Origin of the sequence: Nocardioides luti (assembly GCF_014212315.1) — a bacterium.
Taxonomy (GTDB): Bacteria; Actinomycetota; Actinomycetes; order Propionibacteriales; family Nocardioidaceae; genus Nocardioides; species Nocardioides luti.
In genome coordinates, this window is sequence record NZ_JACKXE010000001.1 from 3,430,332 (window position 1) to 3,454,471 (window position 24,140).

General features: G+C 72.5%; 20 protein-coding genes. 17 read left to right on the plus strand and 3 right to left on the minus strand.

Features of this window, described 5'->3' with window-relative positions:
• The first annotated feature begins 5 nt into the window (after positions 1-5).
• Together H5V45_RS16290 and H5V45_RS16295 are read left to right on the plus strand one after the other, a co-directional pair.
• Positions 6-1,874 carry a fumarate reductase/succinate dehydrogenase flavoprotein subunit gene (locus tag H5V45_RS16290; protein ID WP_246415913.1) on the plus strand — a complete coding sequence of 623 codons (1,869 nt, stop codon included), beginning with the start codon at positions 6-8 and terminating at the stop codon, positions 1,872-1,874.
• A 2-nt stretch (positions 1,875-1,876) separates the two neighbouring features.
• Positions 1,877-2,653, plus strand: a complete 777-nt coding sequence (locus tag H5V45_RS16295) for a succinate dehydrogenase/fumarate reductase iron-sulfur subunit (protein WP_185253899.1) — start codon at positions 1,877-1,879, stop codon at positions 2,651-2,653.
• 102 nt (positions 2,654-2,755) lie between these two features.
• Here H5V45_RS16295 and H5V45_RS16300 read toward each other — a convergent pair whose 3' ends face one another.
• Positions 2,756-3,187, minus strand: coding sequence for a hypothetical protein (locus tag H5V45_RS16300; RefSeq protein ID WP_185253900.1), 432 nt, complete (start codon positions 3,185-3,187; stop codon positions 2,756-2,758).
• An 84-nt stretch (positions 3,188-3,271) separates the two neighbouring features.
• Here H5V45_RS16300 and H5V45_RS16305 point away from each other — a divergent pair, with 84 nt between their 5' ends.
• The 5 genes from H5V45_RS16305 (at position 3,272) to H5V45_RS16325 (ending at position 9,268) form a co-directional block, all read left to right on the plus strand.
• Positions 3,272-5,014: a methylmalonyl-CoA mutase family protein gene (locus H5V45_RS16305; protein ID WP_185253901.1), complete on the plus strand. Its 1,743-nt coding sequence runs from the start codon at positions 3,272-3,274 to the stop codon at positions 5,012-5,014.
• A complete protein-coding gene (gene scpA, locus H5V45_RS16310) occupies positions 5,011-7,188 on the plus strand; it encodes a methylmalonyl-CoA mutase (RefSeq protein ID WP_185253902.1) in 2,178 nt (725 codons plus the stop codon). The genes H5V45_RS16305 and scpA overlap by 4 nt, the downstream gene beginning before the upstream one ends.
• A gap of 10 nt (positions 7,189-7,198) precedes the next feature.
• Positions 7,199-8,182 (plus strand): methylmalonyl Co-A mutase-associated GTPase MeaB, encoded by a 984-nt coding sequence (meaB, locus tag H5V45_RS16315; protein ID WP_185253903.1) that lies wholly within the window; start codon positions 7,199-7,201, stop codon positions 8,180-8,182.
• Between the two features lie 103 nt (positions 8,183-8,285).
• Positions 8,286-8,825: a hypothetical protein gene (locus H5V45_RS16320; protein WP_185253904.1), complete on the plus strand. Its 540-nt coding sequence runs from the start codon at positions 8,286-8,288 to the stop codon at positions 8,823-8,825.
• The gene (locus H5V45_RS16325) at positions 8,813-9,268 is read left to right on the plus strand and encodes a hypothetical protein (RefSeq protein WP_185253905.1); all 456 of its coding nucleotides are present in this window, start codon (positions 8,813-8,815) and stop codon (positions 9,266-9,268) included. The genes H5V45_RS16320 and H5V45_RS16325 overlap by 13 nt, the downstream gene beginning before the upstream one ends.
• A 21-nt stretch (positions 9,269-9,289) precedes the next feature.
• On the opposite strand, the gene H5V45_RS21565 is transcribed toward H5V45_RS16325, so the two are convergent.
• The gene (locus H5V45_RS21565; protein ID WP_221634033.1) at positions 9,290-10,177 is read right to left on the minus strand and encodes a response regulator transcription factor; all 888 of its coding nucleotides are present in this window, start codon (positions 10,175-10,177) and stop codon (positions 9,290-9,292) included.
• Entirely contained in the window at positions 10,161-11,159 is a 999-nt protein-coding gene (locus H5V45_RS16335) for a right-handed parallel beta-helix repeat-containing protein (protein ID WP_185253906.1), read from the minus strand. Before H5V45_RS16335 ends, H5V45_RS21565 begins: the two co-directional genes overlap by 17 nt.
• A 149-nt stretch (positions 11,160-11,308) precedes the next feature.
• Between H5V45_RS16335 and H5V45_RS16340 the strand changes: the two genes are divergently transcribed.
• The 10 genes from H5V45_RS16340 to H5V45_RS16380 all read left to right on the plus strand — a co-directional run bounded on the left by H5V45_RS16340 (position 11,309) and on the right by H5V45_RS16380 (position 24,119).
• A complete protein-coding gene (locus H5V45_RS16340) occupies positions 11,309-12,610 on the plus strand; it encodes a glycosyltransferase (protein WP_185253907.1) in 1,302 nt (433 codons plus the stop codon).
• On the plus strand, positions 12,607-14,838 hold the full coding sequence (locus H5V45_RS16345; RefSeq protein ID WP_185253908.1) for a right-handed parallel beta-helix repeat-containing protein: 2,232 nt from the start codon (positions 12,607-12,609) through the stop codon (positions 14,836-14,838). Before H5V45_RS16340 ends, H5V45_RS16345 begins: the two co-directional genes overlap by 4 nt.
• A gap of 48 nt (positions 14,839-14,886) precedes the next feature.
• A complete protein-coding gene (locus tag H5V45_RS16350; RefSeq protein ID WP_185253909.1) occupies positions 14,887-16,074 on the plus strand; it encodes an amidohydrolase in 1,188 nt (395 codons plus the stop codon).
• Positions 16,075-16,194: 120 nt separating this feature from the next.
• Positions 16,195-17,268, plus strand: coding sequence for a BMP family lipoprotein (locus H5V45_RS16355; protein WP_343061595.1), 1,074 nt, complete (start codon positions 16,195-16,197; stop codon positions 17,266-17,268).
• A 126-nt stretch (positions 17,269-17,394) separates the two neighbouring features.
• Positions 17,395-18,933, plus strand: coding sequence for an ABC transporter ATP-binding protein (locus tag H5V45_RS16360; protein ID WP_185253911.1), 1,539 nt, complete (start codon positions 17,395-17,397; stop codon positions 18,931-18,933).
• Positions 18,930-20,045 (plus strand): ABC transporter permease, encoded by a 1,116-nt coding sequence (locus tag H5V45_RS16365; RefSeq protein ID WP_185253912.1) that lies wholly within the window; start codon positions 18,930-18,932, stop codon positions 20,043-20,045. The genes H5V45_RS16360 and H5V45_RS16365 overlap by 4 nt, the downstream gene beginning before the upstream one ends.
• Positions 20,042-21,319 (plus strand): ABC transporter permease, encoded by a 1,278-nt coding sequence (locus H5V45_RS21990; protein WP_343061596.1) that lies wholly within the window; start codon positions 20,042-20,044, stop codon positions 21,317-21,319. The genes H5V45_RS16365 and H5V45_RS21990 overlap by 4 nt, the downstream gene beginning before the upstream one ends.
• Positions 21,316-21,711, plus strand: a complete 396-nt coding sequence (locus H5V45_RS22740; protein ID WP_343061597.1) for a cytidine deaminase — start codon at positions 21,316-21,318, stop codon at positions 21,709-21,711. The genes H5V45_RS21990 and H5V45_RS22740 overlap by 4 nt, the downstream gene beginning before the upstream one ends.
• Positions 21,683-22,846, plus strand: coding sequence for a cytochrome P450 (locus tag H5V45_RS16375; RefSeq protein WP_185253914.1), 1,164 nt, complete (start codon positions 21,683-21,685; stop codon positions 22,844-22,846). Before H5V45_RS22740 ends, H5V45_RS16375 begins: the two co-directional genes overlap by 29 nt.
• A complete protein-coding gene (locus H5V45_RS16380; protein ID WP_185253915.1) occupies positions 22,839-24,119 on the plus strand; it encodes a thymidine phosphorylase in 1,281 nt (426 codons plus the stop codon). Before H5V45_RS16375 ends, H5V45_RS16380 begins: the two co-directional genes overlap by 8 nt.
• Positions 24,120-24,140: the final 21 nt, after the last annotated feature.

Sequence of the window (24,140 nt, forward strand, 5' to 3'; positions counted from 1 at the left end):
ACCCCATGACGGGGAACGAGATGTCCGGCGCCAGCGAGGGCGGCATGGAGCGGCACCAGTACGACGTCGTCGTGATCGGCGCCGGCGGTGCCGGTCTCCGCGCGGCGATCGCCGCCCACGAGTCCGGCGCGCGCACCGCGATCGTCTGCAAGTCGCTGCTCGGCAAGGCGCACACCGTGATGGCCGAGGGCGGCATCGCGGCCGCCATGGGCAACCGCTGGCCCGAGGACAACTGGGAGGTGCACTTCCGCGACACCATGCGTGGCGGGAAGATGCTCAACAACTGGCGGATGGCCCAGCTGCACGCGCAGGAGGCGCCCGAGCGGGTCCAGGAGCTGGAGGACTGGGGTGCGCTCTTCGACCGCACCGACGACGGCCTGATCTCCCAGCGCGACTTCGGCGGCCACAAGTACGCCCGCCTCGCGCACGTCGGCGACCGCACCGGTCTCGAGATGATCCGGACGCTCCAGCAGCGCGCGGTCGCGCTCGGCATCGACGTGTTCATGGAGTTCACCGTCACCGACCTGATGAAGGACGGGGACTCGATCTCCGGGGCCTTCGGCTACTGGCGCGAGTCGGGCCGCTTCGTGCTGTTCGAGGCGCCCTCGGTGATCCTCGCGACCGGCGGCATCGGCAAGTCCTTCAAGGTCACCTCGAACTCCTGGGAGTACACCGGCGACGGCCACGCGCTCGCGATGCGCGCCGGCGCCAGCCTGATCAACATGGAGTTCGTCCAGTTCCACCCGACGGGCATGGTCTGGCCCCCGTCGGTGAAGGGGCTGCTGGTCACGGAGTCGGTGCGCGGCGACGGCGGCGTCCTGAAGAACTCCGAGGGCAAGCGGTTCATGTTCGACTACATCCCCGAGTTCTTCAAGAGCGAGACGGCCGACACGATCGAGGAGGCCGACCGGTGGTACGACGACAAGAAGAACAACCGCCGCCCCCCTGAGCTGCTGCCGCGCGACGAGGTCGCGCGGGCGATCAACTCCGAGATCAAGGCCGGCCGCGGGACGCCCCACGGCGGCATCTACCTCGACATCGCCTCCCGGCGCAGCCCGGAGTTCATCCGCAAGCGGCTGCCGTCGATGTACCACCAGTTCAAGGAGCTCGCGGACGTCGACATCACGGCGGAGCCGATGGAGATCGGCCCGACCTGCCACTACGTGATGGGCGGCGTCGAGGTCGACGCGGACACCCAGGAGAGCGCGGTCACCGGGCTGTACGCCGTGGGCGAGTGCTCCGGCGGGATGCACGGCTCGAACCGGCTCGGCGGCAACTCGCTGGGTGACCTGCTGGTCTTCGGCAAGCGCGCGGGCGAGGCGGCCACGGCGTACTCCTCCTCGCTGGGGGGCAACCGTCCCCGCGTCGACGAGGCGGACGTGAAGGCGGCCCGGGAGAGCGCGCTGGCGCCGTTCGAGGTGGAGGGCGGGGAGAACCCGTACACCATCCAGTCCGACCTCCAGCAGTCCATGAACGACCTGGTCGGCATCATCCGCACGGCCGCGGAGCTCGAGCAGTCGCTCACCGAGGTCGAGGCGTTCAAGGTGCGCGCGGCGTCGATGAAGGTCGAGGGGCACCGGCAGTACAACCCCGGCTGGCACCTCGCGCTCGACCTGCGCAACATGCTGATCGTCAGCGAGTGCATCGCCAAGGCCGCGCTGGCGCGGCAGGAGTCGCGGGGCGGCCACACCCGCGACGACTTCCCCGGCCCGAACGCCGAGTGGGGCACGAAGAACCTCGTGGTGAACCTCAACGCCGCCGGCACCGGCGTCGACCTGCACGAGAAGCCGCTGCCGGTGATGCCGGACGAGCTGAAGAAGTACTTCGAGCCGGCGGCCGTCGAGCCCGCAGCCGAGAGCCAGGAGGGGAAGTAGCCATGGGATACGACCTGAAGATGCGGATCTGGCGCGGCGACCAGGACGGCGGCGACCTCGGCGACTACACCGTGGAGGTCTCCGAGGGCGAGGTGGTCCTCGACGCGCTCCACCGCGTGCAGGCCACCCAGGCCGGCGACCTCGCGATCCGGTGGAACTGCAAGGCCGGCAAGTGCGGCTCGTGCAGCGCCGAGATCAACGGCAAACCCCGGCTGCTCTGCATGACCCGGCTCTCGGACTTCGACGAGACCGAGACGATCACGGTCACGCCGATGCGCACCTTCCCGGTCATCCGGGACCTGGTCACCGACGTCTCGTTCAACTACGAGAAGGCCAAGGAGCTGCCGTCCTTCGCCCCGCCCCCGCGCGACGCCGACGGCAAGCGCCGGATGGCCCAGATCGACGTCGAGCGCGGCCAGGAGTTCCGCAAGTGCATCGAGTGCTTCTTGTGCCAGAACACCTGCCACGTCGTGCGTGACCACGAGGAGAACAAGCCGGCCTTCGCCGGCCCGCGCTTCTTCCTGCGGTACGCCGAGCTCGACATGCACCCGCTCGACACCCACGACCGGCGCGAGCTCGCGCAGGGCGCCGCCGGCCTCGGCATGTGCAACATCACCAAGTGCTGCACCGAGGTCTGCCCCGAGGGCATCAAGATCACCGACAACGCGATCATCCCCATGAAGGAGCGCGTCGTGGACAGGAAGTTCGACCCGCTGGTGTGGCTCGGCAGCAAGATCGGCATCCGCAACAAGGACAACGACGGCCGCACAGAAGTGTGACGTGACGAGCAGTCGGGCGCGTCGAGATCCGCTCCCGGGTGGTTGAGGAGGTCGCGCAGCGACCGTCTCGAAACCACCATCACCGGACTGTGAGGAGGAGGCTCAGCCCCGGCCGGCCTCGTCGCCGAGGGTCGCGGTGGGCGTGTGCCCCCGGCGTACGGCGTCGGCGATCTCGTGGATGCGCACGCCGCTGGCCTGCCAGTCGCCCGCGGCGGTCTCCCACCACGGCTTCCAGCCCTGGCGCAGCTCGACGTGCCAGTGCCGGCCGAGGAGCACCCGGCCCAGGACGGCGAACGGCAGCACGAGGAGCAGCAGCAGGAACTCGATGCCGGCGACCACCAGCAGCAGGATGAACGGCAGCAGCAGGATCAGCAGGATGACGGCCAGGATCAGGCTGATCGGGTCGTCCCCGAGGCCGTCGAACCCCGAGCCCAGGTCGGGGCCGGAGTCGAGGTTGCCCTTGAGGCGGCGGCGCCACGGCACCCAGCGCCGGCTGACGCGCCAGACCTGGCCCGAGGGGTCGGTGACCTTCATGGGAGGGAGGCTGTCCCCGGGCCGCGTGGTGGAAACATCACACTCGGTGGCCCGCCGCGGGCGGGCCCTCCTATGGTTCGCACCATGAGTGAAGACGGAACCGTCGACGGCGGTCTGGACGAGCCCGACGAGCTCGAGCCCGAGCAGGGCACGCTGGACCTCGCCGATCCCGGTGACCGCTGGACGATCGCGGACTGGGAGAAGGCCACGGCCGCCGTGCTGCGCAAGTCGCGCCGGATGACCGACGAGGACCCCGACGACCTGGTCTGGTCGAAGCTCACCCGCACCACCCTCGACGACATCCCGGTCGCGCCGCTCGGCACCGCCGCCCTCGCCGCCGACCTCGAGACGGCCGGCCGGCCCACCCGCTCGGGCGCCTGGGACGTCCGCGCCCACCTCTCCGGCCACGACCCGAAGGCCGCGAACGAGACCGCGCTGGTCGACCTCAACGGCGGTGTGACGTCGCTGTGGCTGTCCGTGGCCGGCGACACCGACCTGAAGACCCTGCTGAACGAGGTCCTCCTCGACCTGGCTCCCGTCGTGCTGGACGCGCCCGACGCCCCGGTCGCCGCGGCGGAGGCGCTGCTCGGCCTGTTGAAGGAGCGCGGCACCACCCCGGCCGACGGCACCAACCTCGGCGCCGACGGGGAGGCCGACGAGGCCGACCTGGTCGCCGTCGCCCGCCTCGCGTTGGAGGCCGGGACGCTCGGCGTGGTCGTCGACGCGACCCGGGTGCACGACCGCGGTGCCTCGGACGCCCAGGAGCTCGGCCACGCGCTGGCCGTCGGCACCCGGGTGCTGCGGGTGCTGGGCGAGGCCGGGATCCCCGTCGCGGACGCCGCGCGGCTCGTCGAGTTCCGCCTGGCCGCGACCGACGAGCAGTTCCCGACGATCGCCAAGCTGCGCGCGGCCCGGCGGCTCTGGGCGCGGGTGCTCCAGCTCAGCGAGGTCGCCGACCCGCCGGCCCAGCGCCAGCACGTGGTCACCAGCCGCCCCATGATGAGCGCCTACGACCCGTGGGTGAACATGCTCCGCACCACCGTCGCGGCCTTCGCCGCCGGCGTCGGGGGAGCGGACGCGATCAGCGTGCTGCCCTTCGACAGCCCGCTCGGCGAGCCCGACGCCTTCGGTCGCCGGATCGCCCGCAACACCTCCGCCCTGCTGATCTCCGAGTCCCACGTCGCGCACGTCGCCGACCCCGCCGGTGGGTCGTACGCCGTCGAGAAGCTCACCGACGACCTCGCCCGTGCCGGGTGGGAGGTCTTCGGGGCGCTCGAGTCGGGGGAGTCCCTCGACGAGCGGATCGAGGCCATCGTGGCCCGTCGCGAGCGGGACGTGGCGACCCGCAAGCGCCCGATCACCGGGCTCACCGAGTTCCCGAACCTCGCCGAGACCCTGCCCGAGCGGCCCGCGGACCCGTCCGCGCCGCAGGTGCGCCGCTACGGCGCCAGCTTCGAGGCGCTGCGGGACGACCCGGCCACCAGCCCGGTCTTCCTCGCCACGCTCGGCACCGTCGCCGCGCACACGGCCCGGGCCACCTTCGCCTCCAACCTGCTGGCCGCGGGCGGCATCGCGGTCGACGTCGCCGGCCCCACCGCCGACGCCGACGAGCTGCTGGCGGCGTACGACGGCCAGTCGGTCGTCTGCCTCGCCGGCAGCGACGCGGCGTACACCGAGTGGGGCGAGGCGGCCGCCGCCGCCCTCCGCGAGGCCGGCGCGACCTGGGTGGTCATCGCCGGCAAGCCGACCGACTACGCGGACGACTCCTGCGCGATGGGCGTGGACGCGCTCGACTTCCTGACCCGGACGAGGGAGAAGACGGTATGACGATCCCGAAGAGCTTCGCCGGCCTGCCCCTGTCGGGCGGGGCGACGGGCGCCAGCGCGCCCTCCTCCACCACGGGCGACACCGGTGCCGGGGCGTGGACGAGCCCCGAGGGCATCGACATCCTCCCGGTCTACGGCCCCGAGCACCTGGCCGGCCTGGACGCGCTCGACACCCTGCCGGGGCTGAGCCCGTTCCTGCGCGGGCCCTACCCGACGATGTACACCACCCAGCCCTGGACGATCCGGCAGTACGCCGGCTTCTCGACGGCCGAGGAGTCCAACGCGTTCTACCGCCGCAACCTCGCGGCCGGCCAGAAGGGGCTGAGCGTCGCGTTCGACCTCGCCACGCACCGAGGCTACGACTCCGACCACCCGCGCGTGCGCGGCGACGTCGGGATGGCCGGGGTCGCGATCGACTCGATCTACGACACCCGGACGCTCTTCGACGGCATCCCGCTCGACGAGATGTCGGTGTCGATGACGATGAACGGCGCCGTGCTGCCCGTGCTCGCGCTCTACATCGCCGCGGCCGAGGAGCAGGGGGTGAAGCCGGAGCAGCTCGCGGGGACCATCCAGAACGACATCCTCAAGGAGTTCATGGTCCGCAACACCTACATCTACCCGCCGGCGCCGTCGATGCGGATCATCTCCGACATCTTCAGCTACACCGCCGAGAAGATGCCGCGCTTCAACTCGATCTCGATCTCCGGCTACCACATCCAGGAGGCCGGGGCGACGGCCGACCTGGAGCTCGCCTACACGCTCGCCGACGGGGTGGAGTACATCCGCGCCGGCCTCGCGACCGGCATGACGATCGACCAGTTCGCCCCGCGGCTGAGCTTCTTCTGGGCGATCGGGATGAACTTCTTCATGGAGGTCGCCAAGATGCGCGCGGCCCGGGCCCTGTGGGCCCGCCTGGTCCGCGAGTTCGAGCCGCAGAACCCCAAGTCGCTCAGCCTGCGCACGCACAGCCAGACCAGCGGCTGGTCGCTGACCGCCCAGGACGTCTTCAACAACGTCCAGCGCACCTGCATCGAGGCGATGGCCGCGACCCAGGGCCACACCCAGTCGCTGCACACGAACGCCCTCGACGAGGCGATCGCCCTGCCGACCGACTTCTCCGCCCGGATCGCCCGCAACACCCAGCTGCTGCTGCAGCAGGAGAGCGGCACCACCGGCACCATCGACCCGTGGGGCGGCTCGTACTACGTCGAGCGGCTCACCCACGACCTCGCCGAGCGCGCCTGGGCGCACATCCAGGAGGCCGAGCGCGCCGGCGGCATGGCGAAGGCGATCGAGCAGGGCATCCCCAAGATGCGCATCGAGGAGGCCGCGGCCCGCACCCAGGCCCGGATCGACTCCGGTGCCCAGGCCGTCATCGGCGTCAACACCTACCGCCTCGCCGCGGAGGACAAGCTCGACGTGCTCCGCGTCGACAACGACGACGTCTACCGCCAGCAGATCGCCAAGCTCGAGCGGCTGCGCGAGGAGCGGGACGACGACGACGTACGCCGGGCGCTCGAGGCGCTGACGAACTCCGCCGAGCGCGGGGCGCCGACCAGCGGCCTCGACGGCAACCTGCTGGCGCTGGCCGTCGACGCGGCGCGTGCCAAGGCCACCGTCGGCGAGATCTCGGACGCGCTGGAGAAGGTCTACGGCCGCCACCAGGCGACGATCCGTACGATCAGCGGCGTGTTCAGGGACGAGTCCGGCAGCGGCGAGAAGGTGCAGCAGGTCCTCGACGCGACCGACGCCTTCGAGGAGGCCGAGGGCCGTCGCCCGCGGATCCTCGTCGCGAAGATGGGCCAGGACGGCCACGACCGCGGCCAGAAGGTCGTCGTCTCCGCCTTCGCGGACATGGGCTTCGACGTCGACGTGGGCCCGCTGTTCTCGACCCCCGAGGAGGTCGCGCAGCAGGCGGTCGACGCCGACGTCCACATCGTCGGGGTCTCCTCGCTCGCGGCGGGCCACCTCGCGCTGCTGCCCGCCCTGCGCGAGGCGCTGGCCGAGCAGGGTCGCCCGGACATCATGGTCGTCATCGGCGGCGTGATCCCGCCCGACGACGTGCCCACGCTCCGGGAGATGGGGGCCGCCGCGGTCTTCCTGCCCGGCACGGTCATCGCGGAGTCCGCCCTCGACCTGCTGGCGCGGCTGCGGGAGCAGCTCGACCACTGATGGTCCGCTGATGGTGGAGGTCTCCGCGCTCGTCGAGGGCATCCGCGAGCGCCGCCGCGCCGCGGTGTCGCAGGCGATCACGCTCGTCGAGTCCTCGCGCCCGCAGCACCGCGCCCAGGCGCGGGAGCTGCTGGCGGCGCTGGCCGAGGGTGGCGAGACCACCGGGGGGCCCGCGGTACGGGTCGGGATCTCGGGCGTCCCCGGCGTCGGCAAGTCCACCTTCATCGAGGCCCTCGGCACCCGGCTCACCGCCGCCGGCCACCGGGTGGGCGTGCTGGCGGTCGACCCGTCCAGCGTGCGCACCGGCGGCTCGGTCCTCGGCGACAAGACCCGGATGGCGCGGCTCTCGGCCGAGCCCGACGCCTACATCCGGCCGTCCCCGTCCGCCGGCACCCTGGGCGGGGTCGCCCGCGCGACCTTCCAGGCCATGAGCGTGCTCGAGGCGGCGGCGTACGACGTCGTGCTCGTCGAGACCGTCGGCGTCGGCCAGTCCGAGGTGACCGTGGCGGGCATGGTCGACACGTTCCTGTTCCTCACGCTCGCCCGCACCGGCGACCAGCTCCAGGGCATCAAGAAGGGCATCCTCGAGATCGCGGACGTGATCGCGGTCAACAAGGCCGACGGCGACCGCGAGCAGGAGGCCCGCGGCGCGGCTCGCGAGCTCGCCGGGGCCTTGCGCCTGGTGCGGGGCAAGGGTGAGTGGGCGCCGCCCGTCGTGACCTGCTCGGGCCTCGAGGACCGTGGCGTCGACGACCTGTGGGAGCGGGTGCTCGCGCACCGCGAGCACCTCGGCGCGGACGGGCTGGCCGCCAAGCGCGCCCAGCAGCAGCTGGACTTCACCTGGGCACTGGTCCGCGACGACCTGGCCGAGCGGCTGCGGCATTCGCCGGGCGTCCGGGCGATCCGGGACGAGGTGCGCGCCGCGGTCCTGGCCGGCGAGCTGCCCGCGACGACCGCGGCCGACCGGCTGCTGGCGGCGTACGACGCCGATTGACCCGTGCCGGGAGGGTGTCGGGACAACGGTTGCCCCCGCGGGTGGGCCGCCGCATACTGACCCGGCCCGGTCGGGCGTCCCACTCTGTCCTCGGGGGTACACCATGAACACCGCACTCGTCCCACGCGTCCTCGCCCTCGTCGGCGCCCTGCTGCTCGGCCTCGTCGTGCTCCTGCCGGGTCAGGCCGACGCGGCGCCTCGCAAGCTCGACTGCGGGTCGAACGACAACTCGTCGTGGTGCAGCTACATGACGCAGAACCTCGAGAACTCGCGCGTCTACGGCTACCGCGACAGCATCTCGAACAGTCGCAACTACGCCATCACGGGCACGTGCGAGGCCTCGACGTCGAAGACCTTCACCTACACCGTCGGGTCCACGCTCGGGACGGAGATCAAGGCCGGCATCTTCGGCGGCGTCAAGGCCGAGATCAACGCCAGCGTCGCGAAGAGCACGACCACGGGTTACGTGACGTCGGCCGAGTTCAAGGTCCCGGCCCACGACACGGTCTACTGCGACCGCGGCACCGTGAACGAGACCATCAAGGGCTACACCAAGCTCAGCTACTGCGGCGGCGGCTGCGGGACCAAGAAGAAGACCTGGTCGTTCAAGGCGCCGACGCGCGCCCGCTGGTGGATCTACTGACGCTGCGGGGGATCGCGGCGGGCGCCGCGGGCCTGGTGGTCCTCGCGTCCGTCAGCGGGTGCGCGAGCGAGCCGGAGACGTCCGCCCCTCCGGCGGCCGGCAGACCGACCGGATCGACCGGATCAGCCGGTACGCCGGCCGCCGGGCCACGGCTCGAGCCGCTGCGGCCGGACGAGGTCGTGGTCGTCCGGCGCTCCGGGACGGGCCACGGCCGCACCGACGGGGTCACCGGTGACCTCGTGATCCTCTACGCGGTCTGCGGGTCGCGCGGGCCGATCCGGGTGCGCACGAGCCTGCCCCGCGTCGCGCCCCTGTCGGTGCCGTGCGACGGGGTCGTGTCGCGGGCGCAGGTCTACACCGAGCCGGGCACGCGCTTCCGCGCGGTGGTCGACGCGCCGGACGCCACGTCGTGGCAGCTGCTCGTGACCCGGCGCGACGAGTGAACCAGCCGGCGGACCCGAGGGTCAGGGGCTGACGAGCCGGTAGCCCGCCGGGGTCAGCTCGATCCAGCGCGGGTCCGGCCGGTGCTCGCCCAGCCGGGTCAGCAGGCTGCTCATCGCCTGGTTCACCAGGAGCCGGTCCGACTCGAGCACGGGGCTGCCGGCGCGGTAGGTCTCGCCGCGCAGGCTCAGCGCGAGGTCCGCGGCGCTGCGGACCTGCTCGCCGGAGTAGAGCAGGATCTCGAGGAGGTCGAACTCCAGGGGCTGCAGGTCCACCGGTGCCCCGTCGACCACCAGCTCGCCGCGGCCGGGGTTCAGGTCCAGCCCGCGGAAGTGGATCCACTCGGCCGCGAACTCCACGCCGCCGCGGGGTGCCGGGACGGGCGCGGCCGGCTCGGCCACGGGCGCGGGTGCGGGCTCGGTGGGCGGGGCGGGGCGCACCGGCTCCACCGGGCCGGCGTACGGCGTCCGCGCGGGCCGCACCGGCTCCGGCGGGGCGTACGACGGGTGGGCCACGCGACGCTGCGGGCGGCGCAGCCCGGCCATGAACCGCGACCGGAGCTCGCGGGGGCGGAACGGCTTGCCGACGTAGTCGTCCGCGCCGGCCGCGAACCCGCCGAGGATGTCCGCCTCGGCCGTCAGCGCGCTGACCATGACGATGTAGGTCTCGCTGAAGCTCCGGATCCGCCGGGTCGCCTCGAAGCCGTCGAAGCCGGGCAGCGCGACGTCCACGGTCGTCACCACGGGCTCGTGGGAGCGCACGGCCTCGACGCCGCTGGGGCCGTCGTGCGCGACTCTTACGTCGAAGCCGGCCTGGGTCAGGATCACCAGCAGCAGGTGGGCGACCTCGGGGTCGTCCTCGATGACCACGGCCTTCGGCGGGACGAGGGCGCTCTCAGGAGCAAGGGACATTGCTGGCCTTCCCGCTGGGGGGTGTCAGGATCGTCTGGTCACAGGCAACCACGGTGCCGGTGCCCTGTGCGGCGCCCTCGGCGTCGACGGCGTAGCCGCCGCCCACGAGGGAGAAGATATTGCCCAGGACGCGGTTGCCTTCGCCCCAGCCCGGGAGCACGACGTGCACCTGGACGGCGTCGAGGCCGTCCGCGTCGATGCGGTTGCGGCTCAGCACCCACGCGTTGCCCTTGAGGTCGACGACCGAGTCCACCTCGTCGCCGACGGGGGAGTGCAGGCGGTTGCCGCGCAGGACACCGCCGGTGGTGCCCTCCTTGACGTCGATCGCCTCGGCCGTGGTGCGGGCGACCGTGTTGCCGACGAGCCGGTTGCGGTCGCTGCGGTCCGCGCGGCAGTCGGTGAGCTCGCACCAGTTGCTCTGCGCGCTGCCGACGTAGATGCCCTCGCCGTACGCCGGCTCGCGCAGCCCGGTGCCGCGCACGACGGAGTCCTCGAGGAGGTTGTCGCTGCTGCCGGCGCGCAGGTGCACGCCCTCGTCGCCCACGTCGCTCACCGCGAGCCCCGACAGGACGTTGCGCGAGGAGTGGTCCAGCATCACGCCCTTCTGGCCGCCGGTGACGCTGAAGCCCTGCAGGCGCCAGTGCGCCACGCCCTCGAGGTGCAGGGTGTAGCCGTGGTCCACCGGGCCGCCGTCGAGCACCGCGTCGCGCGACCCGCAGAGCGTGATCGGGGCCCGGCGCGTCCCGGACACGGCGATCCGGAAGCCGCCGGCGTACACCCCCGGCGCGAGCGCGATCGAGTCGCCGGGCGCGGCCTCGCGCAGGGCGTCGGCGAGCGCGACCGCGTCGTCCACGACGCGGGCGTCGGCGTCGCAGCCGGCGACCGGCGACGGCGCGGCCCGGTCGCCCGACGAGCCCCCCGAGCACGCGGTCGCGGACGCGACGACGAGCGCGAGGACGAGCCCGCGGAGCAGGGGAAGCACCCCACGAGTCTCACAGGCATCTCCTGCCCCCGCTGGAATGCGCCGAAATCCAGACGGGCCGCGTGCTGCGGCACTAGCCTTGGAGGCGCGGCTGCGTCCTGAACGAGCCGCCCGTGACCGCGATCTTCGCCGGGGGGAGGAGACCTCGCATGGACGCGCTGTCCTGGACGCAGCTCGGCGACGTGCCCTCCTGGCTGCTGCCCTTCGGGATCATCGGCATCATCTCCTGGACCTTCTGGCTGGTCCGCAAGGTGCTCTCCGCGACCTCGTCGCCGGTCCTCAACGACTTCCGGACCACGACCACGATCGTGGTGCCGTCCTTCCACGAGGACCCCGACGTCCTCCTGCGGTGCCTCGGCACCTGGCGCCGGCAGCGGCCCTCGCGGATCATCATCGTGCTCGACGTCGCCGACACCGAGTCCGAGGAACGGATCAACGCGCTGGGCGACCCGCGGGTCGAGGCGGTGATGTTCAAGCACCGGGGCAAGCGGTCCGCGCTGGGCGTCGGCCTGCGGATGGTGGACACCGAGCTGGTCGTCCTCGTCGACTCCGACACCGTGTGGGAGGAGGGCATGCACGAGCACATCCAGATGCCCTTCATCGACCCGGCCGTCGGCGCGGTGAGCACGCGGCAGAACGTCTACCTCCCCAAGACCAGCATCTGGCGCCGCGTCGCCGACTGGATCATCGACCTGCGCTACTACGACTACGCGCCCGCGATGGGCCGCTTCGGGGGCGTCATCTGCGCCTCCGGCCGCACCAGCTGCTACCGCTACGCCGCGATCCAGGACTGCATCGAGGACCTGGAGCACGAGATCTTCCACGGGCGCGAGTGCATCGCGGGCGACGACGGCCGGCTCACCTGGTTGGTGCTCGCCCAGGGCTTCCGGGTCGCGCACCAGGACAGCGCCCGCGCGCTGTCGATGTTCCCGGGCACGTTCCGCGCCTTCTGCAAGCAGCGGGTCCGCTGGAGCCGCAACTCCTACCGCTGCTACCTCACCGCGATCCGGAACGGCTGGATCTTCAAGACGCCGATCATCTCGCAGATCACCGTCATGCAGATCCTCATCACCCCGATCAGCAGCACGCTGGCGCTGACGTACGTCGGCCTCGCGCTGTGGTCCGGCCAGGACTGGCACTGGGGCGCGTTCGCGATGGCCGTGGCGTGGCTGTTCATCGGGCGCGGGATCCGCGGCATCTCGCACCTGTGGCGGCGTCCCGAGGACCTCTGGATCCTGCCGCTCATCACGCTCGTGGTGTTCTTCATCGCCGGCCCGATCAAGCTCTACGCGTTCTTCACCATGAACAAGCAGGGCTGGCTGACCCGCACCGACGACACCATCGGCGGCGAGGGGCAGACGGAGGCGAGCCTCACGAAGCCGGTGGCGGACGCGGCCGCGACCGACGACCCCGCCGCCCCGGTCGCGGTCCCCGTCGGGGTGGACGCATGACCGCTCCCGACCCGACGCCCGACGAGGACGTCTCGGCCACCGCGCGCGAGCGCGGCGACACGATCCCGCGCTGGCTGCGCAACGTGATCCGCCTGGTGGCCGTGCTGGCGCTGGTCGGTGCGACGGCCGGGCTCGCCCTGGCCCGCAACGACGGTTTGCCGGACCTGTCGGCCCCGCCGCCCCGCAAGGCCCCGACCGCGGGCGAGGAGGCCCGCCGGGTCGAGCCCGAGGTGCGGCTCCTCGCGGCGGAGGACGCCCGGCTGCGCGCGGTCAGCCTCGGCGAGGCCCGCCAGGTCGGCTGGGTCGACGGCACGCTGGTGCTGGGCGCCCGCCGGGCGCCGTACACCCTCGCGACGCTGGTCACCGCCGGCGCCGTGACACGCAGCGGCTCGACCTACCTGCTGACCCGTCCGGTCGTCGTACGCCGGGACGCGCGCCTCGTCCTCGACGCCCCCGGCGCCACCCTGCGGATGGCCAGCGCCCCGCGCGCCTTCACCAGCATCGTGTCCTGGGGCGGCTCGATCACGCTCGCCGGCACCGAGAAGCAGCACCTGCGGGTGGTCGGGTGGGACGCCCGGGTCACCGGCCCCGACAAGGTGACCGACGACGGGCGGGCCTACGTCCGCGTCAAGGACGGGACCCTGGACGTCGCCTGGACCGACCTGTCCTACCTCGGCTTCTGGAGCGGCCGCACGGGCGGGCTCGCGCTGACCGGGTCCTCGGAGACCTCGGCCACGGGGACCCTCGACCACGTGTCGGTGGCGTTCTCGCACATCGGGCTCTACCTCTCGGGTGCGCGCCAGGTGGACGTGCGCCACGCCGACATCCGCCACACCGACCGGCACGGCATCGAGGCCAGCAACCGCTCCGAGCGGGTGCACCTGCGGCAGGTCGAGATCCGCGACGCCGGCGAGGACGGCGTCAGCTCCTCCAACGGCAGCGCCCGGCTGCGGCTCGACGACGTCGAGGTGTCCGGGTCGGGCGGCTACGGCCTCGAGGTCGACGGGTCGCCGCTCGCGGACGGGATGAACTCCGCCGGCTACGGCACCGAGAACTACGCCGGTCTGCGCGTGGCGCACAGCGACTTCCGCGCCAACGCGCTCGGCGGCATCGCGGTGCGCTCGATGGACGCCGTCTCGGTCACCGACCGGACCACCGTCGAGTCCGACCGCACCGCGCTCGACGTGCACGGCGGCTCGCGGGGGCTGGTCGTCAGCGACAGCCGGCTGCTGTCCACGGGTGGGTCCGGGCTGGTCGTCCGGGCGGGGGTGCGCGACGCCAGCGTCAGCCGCTCGCGGATCCTGGGCGACACGGTGGCCGTCGAGGTGACGGGCTCGAGCGTGGACCTCTCGCAGAACGACATCGGGGTCGGCACGGGCCACGGGGTCGACGTGCGCGGCGCGAGCGCCACCGCGACGATCTCCGGCAACACGATCAGCGGCCGCGGCGCCGGGGCCGTCCACGGCGCCGACGGGGCGCAGCTGAGCCAGGCGTCGCCGAACGTGACCGACGACTGGACCTACCGGCCGTCCCTGCTGATGTGGGCCGAGAAGCACTCGGCCGCGATGCCGCTGCTGCTGGTGCTCGTCCTGCCGGTCCTCGGCACCGCCTTCGTCGTCCGCCGGCGCCGCCAGCAGCGCGAGCTGCGGCGCCTCTTCGAGGCGGCGCTCGTGAGCCAGGGCCGCAGCAGCATCGCGGCCTACGACCCGCAGTCGGGTCGCCGCACGCTCGACCTGCCCGCCGCGCGGGCCGCGGCGGAGCATCGCGGTGCCGCCGCCCGCGGCCCGCTGGTGGGCACCTCGGCCGCCGCGATCATCACCGACGGTGCGCCGCCGCGGGCCTCGGCCACGACCGGCACCGGCCTCGCCTCGCTCGAGGGCCGGCGGTTCGCCTCGGCCCGCGAGTTCGCCGTCGCGGCCGTCCTCGACGCCGGCTTCCCCGCCAGCCAGGTCGCGCAGGTGCTGCACCTGCCGACCTCGCGGGTCCGGGCCTGGGTCGCCGAGGGCGGGACCGGCCAGCCGGTGGTGCCGACCACGGCTCCGGTCGACCTGCCGGGCGACGCACCGGCCGAGGCGCCGGCCGACACGCCGGCCGACACGCCAAACGGGGCGAGCGGGGAGCCGCGAACCGACGACGAGGACGGGCCGCGCGACGCGGAGCCTGCCGACGAGGCCACCGACGACACCACCTCCGACGCCCCCGCCGAGACCACCTCGCCCGCCCACTGAGCCGCACACCGGCCCGGGCGACCCGGGCGGCGTACTAACCTCGACCCGATGCCTGCCGAATCCGCTGCCCTCATCGACTCCGTCGTCGACAAGTACGACGCCGAGCTGGTCGAGCTGCGCCGCGACCTGCACGCGCACCCCGAGCTCAGCTGGTCGGAGTCCCGGACGACCGACCTCCTCGCCGAGCGGGTCGAGCAGGCCGGCTGGCGCGTCACCCGGCTGCCCCGCACCGGCTTCGTGGCCGACCTCGGTGACGAGGGCCGCCTGGTCGCCCTGCGGGCCGACATCGACGCGCTGCCCGTGCACGACACCACCCGGGACCCCTGGGCGAGCACCGTCCCCGGCGTGGCCCACGCCTGCGGCCACGACGTGCACACCACGGCGCTGCTGGGCGCGGCGCACGCGCTGGCCGAGGTGCACGCGCGCGGGCAGCTGCCCGGCCGGGTGCGCCTGTTCTTCCAGCCCGCCGAGGAGGTCATGCCCGGGGGAGCGGTGCACCTGATCGGCCTCGGGGCGCTCCAGGACGTCGAGCGGGTCTTCGCCCTGCACTGCGACCCGGGCGTCGACGTCGGCCAGGTGGGCCTGCGGCTCGGGCCGCTGACGAGCGCCGCCGACCGGCTCGAGGTCCGCCTGGAGGGCCACGGCGGCCACACGTCGCGCCCGCACCTGACCGGGGACCTCACCTTCGCCCTGGCCAAGGTCACCACCGAGCTCCCGGCGATCCTGTCGCGCCGCTTCGACCCGCGCTCGGGGGTCAGCCTCGTCTGGGGGATCATCAACGCCGGCGCCGCCGCGAACGTCATCCCCGACAAGGGCGTGGTGGCCGGCACCGTGCGGATCCTGGACGCCGTCGCGTGGGCCGACTGCGAGGAGCTGGTCCGCGACCTGGTCCACGAGATCGTCCGCCCCTACGGCGTCACCGCCCACGTGGACTACCTCCGCGGCGTCCCGCCGGTGGTCAACGAGACGGTCTCGCACCGGATGATGGCCTCCGCCGTACGCCGCGTCCTCGGCGACAACGGCCCCGTGCCCGCCCACCAGAGCCTCGGGGGCGAGGACTTCGGGTGGTACCTCGACAGCGTCCCCGGCGCGATGGCCCGGCTCGGCACCCGCACGCCCGGCGGGCCGACGTACGACCTCCACCAGGGCAACCTGCGCGTCGACGAGCGGGCGATCGGGATCGGGGCCCGGGTGCTGGCGACCGCCGCGTGCGAAGCGTTGGTCACTGACCGATAACAACTCGGCGTTCTGTCACCTTTTGCCCATCCGGTCCCCGTCCCACCCCACTAGGGTGTGCGGGAATCTGCGCCGGTTCGACGGCGCGGGACCTGAGACGAGGAGGGCATCTTGCGTCGTGTGAGCAAGATTGCTGCCGTTGCCTGCATCGCTTCGATGGCGCTGACCGGCTGTGGCAAGAACGACACCACCAAGGCCTCGGGCGGGAGCTCGTCCGCGAGCAACGCCGACGCCTGCGACGGCGCCAGCGGCGACGGCCCCAAGGTCGGTCTGGCCTACGACGTGGGTGGCCGCGGCGACCAGTCCTTCAACGACTCGGCGTACGCCGGGCTCAAGAAGGCCGTCGACGAGCTCGGTGCCACCTGCACCGAGGGCGAGGCCACCGACGGCGAGGCCGAGTCGGCGCGCGAGACGCGTCTGCGCGACCTGGCCGACGCCGGCATGAACCCGATCATCGGGGTCGGCTTCGCCTACAGCGACGCGGTCAACGCCGTCGCGGTCGACTACCCGGACGTGAGCTTCGGCGTCATCGACGGCTTCGACCCCGACGACAAGGCCAACGACAACGTCGCCTACCTCGGCTTCGCCGAGAACGAGGGCTCCTTCCTCGTGGGTGTCGCCGCCGCCATGAAGACCGAGGCCGACCACATCGGCTTCGTCGGTGGTGTCCACAACGACCTCATCAAGAAGTTCGAGGCGGGCTACGTCGCGGGCGCCGAGGCCGTCAACCCGGACATCAAGGTCGACGTGAAGTACATCGAGGAGAGCGACCTCTCCGGTTTCGGCGACCCCGCCGGCGGCAAGGACGCGGCCACGGCCGAGTTCGACAACGGCGCGGACGTCGTCTACCACGCGGCGGGTGCCTCCGGCTCCGGCGTGTTCGAGGCGGCGGTCGACGCGGGCGACGGCAAGTGGGCCATCGGTGTCGACTCCGACCAGTACCTCACCGCTCCTGCCGAGCAGCAGGCGCACATCCTCACCTCGATGCTCAAGCGCGTCGACGTGGCGACGTTCAACATGATCAAGTCGGTCGCCGACGGCTCGCCGCTGGTGAGCTACCAGACGTACGACCTCAAGGCCGACGGCGTCGGCTACTCGACCTCGGGTGGCTTCATCGACGACATCACGTCGGACATCGACGGCTACGCCGACAAGATCAAGTCGGGCGACATCAAGGTGCCCACGGCTCCCTGATCGACCTCGCACGGCATCTGCAACAGGTGTGAAGCCCGGGCCCGGGGCCAGACGGTAGCGTCTGTCCCCGGGCCCGGAGCATGTCCGGCACCACGAGCACCACGGCACGGCACGAAGGAGCAGCACATGACGTCCCTGGCAACGGCGCCAGAGCACGGCCCCGTCACCGGCGGCATCGACGTACGCGGCATCACCAAGCGCTTCCCCGGCGTCGTCGCGAACAAGGACGTCGACATCACGATCCGTCCCGGGACGGTGCACGCCCTGATCGGGGAGAACGGCGCCGGCAAGTCGACGCTGATGAAGATCCTGTACGGCGTGCAGAAGCCCGACGAGGGCACCATCGCCGTCGACGGGACGACCGTCAGCTTCTCCTCGCCCACCGACGCCATCAAGGTCGGGATCGGCATGGTCTTCCAGCACTTCATGCTGGCCGACAACCTCACCGTGCTGGAGAACGTCGCGCTCGGGGCCGAGAAGCTCTTCGGCATCGGTGACGCCGCCCGCGCCGAGATCGTCCGCATCTCCGACGCCTACGGCTTCGGCCTCGACCCCGACGAGCTCGTCGAGCACCTCGGGGTCGGCCAGCGCCAGCGCGTCGAGATCCTCAAGGTCCTCTACCGCGGCGCCCGGATCATCATCCTGGACGAGCCGACCGCCGTCCTGGTGCCGCAGGAGGTCGACGCGCTGTTCGACAACCTGCGCGAGCTGCGCGCCTCCGGGCACACCATCCTCTTCATCTCGCACAAGCTCGACGAGATCCTCGACATCGCCGACGACATCACCGTGATGCGTCGCGGGACCACGGTCGGCGAGGCCGACCCCAAGACGGCGACCAAGCGCCAGCTCGCCGAGCTGATGGTCGGCTCCGAGCTCCCGTCGCCCGAGACCGAGGAGTCGACCGTCACCGACGTCGTCCTCCTCGACCTCGACCACGTCAACCTCGTCGACGCGCGCGGACGGCACCTGCTCCGCGACATCGACCTCACCATCCACAAGGGCGAGGTGCTCGGCATCGCCGGCGTCGAGGGCAACGGCCAGGCCGAGCTCGTCGAGACCATCATGGGCATGCGCAAGGGCACCGGCACGATCACCCTGGCCGACCGGCCGATGACCGACTGGGGCACCCGCGCACGGCGCGAGGCCGGCATCGGCTTCATCCCCGAGGACCGCCACCGCCACGGCCTGCTGCTCGACGCCCCCCTGTGGGAGAACCGCGTCCTGGGCCACCAGACCCGCAGGCCGGCCGACAAGCACGGCCTGATCGACCGCGCGGCCTCGAAGGCCGACACCCAGCGCATCGTCGAGGACTACGACGTGCGCACCCCCTCGATCAACACCCACGCGCGCGCGCTGTCCGGCGGCAACCAGCAGAAGCTGATCGTCGGCCGGGAGATGAGCGGGGACCCGGTCCTCCTCATCGCCGCCCACCCCACCCGGGGCGTGGACGTCGGCGCCCAGGCCGATATCTGGGACCACATCAAGCGCGCCCGGCGCCTCGGCCTCGGGGTGCTGCTGATCTCCGCCGACCTCGACGAGCTGATCGGCCTGTCCGACCGGATCCAGGTGATCCTGCGCGGTGAGATCGTCGGCGAGTTCGACCCCCAGGACGTCACCCCGCAGGACCTCGGCTCCGCCATGACCGGCGGGAAGGACACGGCATGACCGCCTCCCTCGCGCTGCGCAAGGCGGCGCAGACCCTGCTCGCGCCCCTGATCGCCGTCGTCGCAGCGGTCCTGGTCACCAGCGTGGTGGTCACGATCGCCGGTGCCTCGGTGAGCGACTTCTGGTCGGTGCTCACCACCGCGCCCAGCGGCCGCAACTGGGTCAACATCGTCAACCAGACGTCGATGATCTTCCTCGCGGCGCTCGCCGCGGCCATCGGCTTCCGGATGAACCTCTTCAACATCGGCGTCGAGGGGCAGTACACCATCGCGTCGTACGCCGCCGCGCTCGTCGCCGGCTTCGCGATCTTCCCCGGCAAGCTGAACGTGGTCGTCGCCGTCCTCGTGGCGGTCGTGACCGGCGCCCTGTGGGCCGGCATCGCCGGCCTGCTCAAAGTCACGCGCGGCGTCAGCGAGGTGATCTCCACGATCATGCTGAACGCGATCGCGGGCACCCTGGTCGGCTACCTGCTGTCCAACCACGGCGACCAGTACGGCCAGGGCCGCCGGACCACGCCGATCCCCGAGTCCAGCCAGTTCGCCGGGTGGACCTTCTTCGGCGCCCGGGACGGCGCGGTCTGGACGCTCGCGCTGCTGGCCGTCGCGGCCGGCGTGCTCGTGTCGTTCCTCATCAACCGGACCCGCTTCGGCTTCGACCTGCGCGCCACCGGGCAGAACGAGGACGCCGCCGTCGCGTCGGGCGTCCAGGTCAAGAAGATGGTGGTCGTCTCGATGCTGCTGTCCGGCGGCATCGCCGGCCTGATCTGGATGCCGGCGCTCTTTGGCGGCGCCGACTACTACGGCCCGCCGTTCCAGCACCAGCTCGGCTTCACCGGGATCGCGGTCGCCCTGCTCGGGCGCAACCGCCCCCTCGGCATCTTCTTCGGCGCGGTGCTCTTCGCGTGGCTCAGCGAGCAGGCCAACCCGCTCGGCCTGATCGCCGACATCTCCCCGTCGATCGTGCAGATCACCCAGGGCGTCGTCGTGCTCGCCGTGGTCATCGCCTACGAGGTCGTCCGGCGCTGGATCGCCGCCTCCGAGCAGCGCGCCCTGCGGGCCACGCTCGACCAGGCCGCCCCCGCCGGTGACGAGAAGAAGGAGGTCACGGCGTGAGCACCACGACCGCCCCCACGACCGGGACCCCGTCCCCGTCGCCTGCCGCGCGCAGCCGCGGCCGGGCGCAGAACTACTACCTGATCGCGCTCGCCGCGCTCGTCTCGATCGCCGCCGTGCGGATCATCGCCGGGGCCGACGAGATCGACTCCGCCGGCAGCCTCCGCGCCGCGATCGCGGCCACCTGCCCGATCCTGCTGGCCGCGCTCGGCGGCCTGTGGAGCGAGCGCGCCGGCGTCGTCAACATCGGCCTCGAGGGGCAGATGCTGCTCGGCACCTGGGGTGCCGCCTACTTCACCTACTACTACGGCCCGTACGCCGGTCTCATGGGCGCCGTGCTGTTCGGCGTCATCGGCGGGCTGATCCACGCGCTCGCCACGGTCACCTTCGGCGTCGACCACATCGTGTCCGGCGTCGCGCTCAACGTGATCGCCCTGGGCCTGACGACCTTCCTGGCCGAGGCCTACTTCTCCGACCTCGACTCGGAGTTCGGCCACGGCGGTGCCCAGCAGCTCACGGGCCTGCAGAAGCCCGACTCGATCACGATCCCCGGGATCTCGTCCGGGGCCGCGGACCTCGCCGACAAGCACTGGTTCGTCGTCTCGGACATCGCCTCGCTGGTGACCGCGCTGACCACCCGCATCTCGGTCGTGACGATCCTGGTGTTCGTGCTGGTCGCCGTGACGGCGTACGTCCTCTGGCGCACGCGGTTCGGCCTGCGGCTGCGCTCCTGCGGCGAGAACCCGCAGGCCGCCGAGAGCCTCGGCGTCAACGTGATCCGGCACAAGTACGCCGCCGTGCTCGTGTCCGGCGGGCTCGCCGGCCTCGGCGGTGGCTACCTCGCGCTCGTGTCGTCGCCGGGCTTCCACACCAACCAGACCAACGGGCGCGGCTACATCGGCCTCGCGGCGATGATCTTCGGCAACTGGCGCCCCGGAGGCGTGCTGCTCGGCTCGGGCATGTTCGGCTACACCGACAGCCTCCGCCTGCGCGACGCCTCCACGATCCACGCCCTGCTGCTGCTCGTCGGCTTCTGGCTGCTCGTGATCGGCGCCTGGCGCGCGCTCCGCACGGCCAACCGCGCCAGCGGCATGGTGCTCGCGGTCTTCGGTGCCGGCTTCCTCGTGTGGTTCTCCCTGACGGACTCGGTGCCGACCGACTTCACCAGCATGACGCCGTACGTCGCGACGCTCCTGGTGCTCGCCTTCGCCTCGCAACGGCTGAGGATGCCGAAGGCCGACGGGCAGATCTACCGCAAGGGCAGCGCGGGGTGACGGGCGAGGACTTCGACTGGGAGGCGCTCACCGAGCGCGCCCGGGAGGCGATGTCGCACGCCTACGCGCCGTACTCCCACTACCCCGTGGGGGCCGCGGCCGTGGTCGACGACGGCCGGGTCGTGGCGGGCTGCAACGTCGAGAACGCGGCGTACGGCGTCGCGCTCTGCGCCGAGTGCGGGCTCGTCTCCCAGCTGCACCTGACCGGCGGCGGGCGGCTGACCCACTTCGTGTGCGTGGACGGGCAGGGCGCGGTGCTGATGCCGTGCGGTCGCTGCCGCCAGCTGCTCTTCGAGAACGGCGGGCCCGACCTGCTGCTGATGACCGTCTCCGGCCTGCGCCGGATGGACGAGGTGCTGCCGGATGCCTTCGGTCCCGACAACCTCGCTTGACCTGGGCTCGGCGGCCGTCGTCGCGGACCCCTACCCGGCCTTCGCCGAGGAGCGGGCCGCGCACCCGGTCGCCTGGCACGAGCCGTCCGGGATGTTCCTGACGTTCGACCACGCGACCACGGGCGCCGTCCTGCGCAACCGGTCGCTGGGGAGGATCTGGCGCGACCGGCAGCCCGTCGACCACCTCGAGCCCTTCAACCTGCTGCACCGCAACCAGATGATGGAGAGCGAGCCGCCGGAGCACACCCGGCTGCGACGCCTGGTCGCCGGCGCCTTCAACCGCGGTCACGTCGAGCGGCTGCGGCCGCGGGTCCGCGAGCTCGCCGCCGGCCTGCTCGCGGAGACCTCGGGCGACGGGTTCGACGTCCTGGGCGACTACGCCGAGCCGCTCCCGGTCCTCGTCATCGCGGAGCTGCTGGGCGTGCCCGCGTCGTACGCCCCCGACCTGCGCGACTGGTCCCAGGCGATCGTGCGGATGTACGAAGTGGCCCCGCCGCCCGCGGTGGTGGACGCCGCCGTCGCCGCGGCCGCCGACTTCGCCGGGCTGGTCCGCGAGCTGGTCGCCGAGCGCCGGGCGCGGCCCGCCGACGACCTGGTCAGCGACCTGGCGGCCACCGACCTCTCCGACGACGAGGTGGTCGCCGCGGTCGTCCTGCTGCTCAACGCCGGCCACGAGGCCTCGGTCAACGTCTTCGGCAACGGCCTCGTCGCGATGCTGCGGCGCGGCCTGCGGCCGGGGGACGACGTGGCCGCCTGCGTCGAGGAGATGCTGCGCTTCGACTCCGCGCTGCAGCTCTTCGAGCGCACCGCCACCGCCACCGTCGAGATCGGCGGCGTGGTCGTCGAGGAGGGCCGCAAGATCGCGGCGCTGCTGGGCGCGGCCAACCGCGACCCAGCGGTCTTCGAGGCGCCGGACGAGTTCCGGGTCGCCCGAGCCCCCAACAACCACCTGGCCTTCGGGGCCGGGGTGCACTTCTGCCTGGGCGCGCCGCTGGCGCGCATGGAGCTGGTCGAGTCGGTGACGGCGCTGTGGGCGGCGTACCCCGACCTCGGGCTGGCGGGTGAGCCCGAGAGCCGGGGCACCTTCGTGTTGAGGGGCTACCGCACGGTGCCCGTGGGAGGAACCCATGCATGACGCCGTCGAGGTGATCCTCGCGAAGCGCGACCGCGCCGAGCTGAGCGACAGCCAGATCGACTGGGTGATCGACGCCTACACGCGCGGCGAGGTCGACGACGCGCAGATGTCGGCCCTGGCGATGGCGATCCTGCTCAACGGGATGGACCGCCGCGAGATCGCCCGCTGGACCGCCGCGATGATCGCGTCGGGGGAGCGGATGGACTTCTCCACGCTGTCCCGGCCGACCGCCGACAAGCACTCGACCGGTGGGGTGGGCGACAAGATCACCCTGCCGCTGGCGCCCCTCGTGGCGGCCTGCGGCGTCGCGGTGCCGCAGCTGTCCGGGCGCGGCCTGGGCCACACCGGCGGCACGCTCGACAAGCTCGAGTCGATCCCCGGCTGGCGGGCGGCGCTGTCGAACGACGAGATGTTCGCCCAGCTCGAGTCGGTCGGCGCGGTCATCTGCGCGGCCGGCGACGGCCTCGCGCCCGCGGACAAGAAGCTCTACGCCCTGCGCGACGTGACCGGCACCGTCGAGGCGATCCCGCTGATCGCGTCCTCGATCATGTCCAAGAAGATCGCCGAGGGCACCGGCTCGCTGGTCCTCGACGTCAAGGTCGGCACCGGCGCCTTCATGAAGTCCGTCGAGTCCGCCCGCGAGCTCGCCGCGACGATGGTGGGGCTCGGCCAGGACGCCGGCGTCCACACGGTCGCCCTGCTCACCGACATGTCCACGCCGCTCGGCCTGACCGCCGGCAACGCGATCGAGGTCGCCGAGTCGGTCGAGGTGCTCGCCGGAGGCGGTCCCGCCGACGTGGTCGAGCTGACGCTGGCCCTGGCCCGCGAGATGCTCGCCGGCGCCGGGGTCACCGACGTCGACCCGGCCGAGGTGCTCGCCTCCGGACGCGCCATGGACACCTGGAAGGCCATGGTCCGCGCCCAGGACGGCGACCCCGACGCCGACCTCCCGGTCGCCCACGAGTCCCACGTCGTGACCGCCCCCGCCACCGGGGTGCTGACCCGCCTCGACGCCATGGCCGTCGGCATGGCCGCCTGGCGCCTCGGCGCCGGCCGCGCCAAGGCCGGGGCCTCCGTCCAGGCCGGCGCCGGTGTCGTCTGGCACGCCCGGCCCGGGGACGCCGTCACCGAGGGCGCGCCGCTGTTCACGCTGCTCACCGACGAGCCGGACCGCTTCGAGCGCGCCCTCGACTCGCTCGAGGGCGGCTACGACGTCGCGGCCGCAGGGACGGCGTACACCCCCGACCCGCTGGTCATCGACCGGATCGGCTGAGGCTCGGGGGCGGGCGTCCGG

What these genes read in the sequence shown, in the direction of transcription:
- H5V45_RS21565 (WP_221634033.1), bottom strand. Translation starts at nt 10,177, where the DNA reads ATGTCCCTTGCTCCTGAGAGCGCCCTCGTCCCGCCGAAGGCCGTGGTC.
- H5V45_RS16360 (WP_185253911.1), top strand. Translation starts at nt 17,395, where the DNA reads ATGACGTCCCTGGCAACGGCGCCAGAGCACGGCCCCGTCACCGGCGGC.
- meaB (WP_185253903.1), top strand. Translation starts at nt 7,199, where the DNA reads ATGGTGGAGGTCTCCGCGCTCGTCGAGGGCATCCGCGAGCGCCGCCGC.
- H5V45_RS16295 (WP_185253899.1), top strand. Translation starts at nt 1,877, where the DNA reads ATGGGATACGACCTGAAGATGCGGATCTGGCGCGGCGACCAGGACGGC.
- H5V45_RS16305 (WP_185253901.1), top strand. Translation starts at nt 3,272, where the DNA reads ATGAGTGAAGACGGAACCGTCGACGGCGGTCTGGACGAGCCCGACGAG.
- H5V45_RS16345 (WP_185253908.1), top strand. Translation starts at nt 12,607, where the DNA reads ATGACCGCTCCCGACCCGACGCCCGACGAGGACGTCTCGGCCACCGCG.
- H5V45_RS16290 (WP_246415913.1), top strand. Translation starts at nt 6, where the DNA reads ATGACGGGGAACGAGATGTCCGGCGCCAGCGAGGGCGGCATGGAGCGG.
- H5V45_RS16350 (WP_185253909.1), top strand. Translation starts at nt 14,887, where the DNA reads ATGCCTGCCGAATCCGCTGCCCTCATCGACTCCGTCGTCGACAAGTAC.
- H5V45_RS16300 (WP_185253900.1), bottom strand. Translation starts at nt 3,187, where the DNA reads ATGAAGGTCACCGACCCCTCGGGCCAGGTCTGGCGCGTCAGCCGGCGC.
- H5V45_RS16380 (WP_185253915.1), top strand. Translation starts at nt 22,839, where the DNA reads ATGCATGACGCCGTCGAGGTGATCCTCGCGAAGCGCGACCGCGCCGAG.
- H5V45_RS16365 (WP_185253912.1), top strand. Translation starts at nt 18,930, where the DNA reads ATGACCGCCTCCCTCGCGCTGCGCAAGGCGGCGCAGACCCTGCTCGCG.
- scpA (WP_185253902.1), top strand. Translation starts at nt 5,011, where the DNA reads ATGACGATCCCGAAGAGCTTCGCCGGCCTGCCCCTGTCGGGCGGGGCG.
- H5V45_RS16340 (WP_185253907.1), top strand. Translation starts at nt 11,309, where the DNA reads ATGGACGCGCTGTCCTGGACGCAGCTCGGCGACGTGCCCTCCTGGCTG.
- H5V45_RS16375 (WP_185253914.1), top strand. Translation starts at nt 21,683, where the DNA reads ATGCCTTCGGTCCCGACAACCTCGCTTGACCTGGGCTCGGCGGCCGTC.
- H5V45_RS16320 (WP_185253904.1), top strand. Translation starts at nt 8,286, where the DNA reads ATGAACACCGCACTCGTCCCACGCGTCCTCGCCCTCGTCGGCGCCCTG.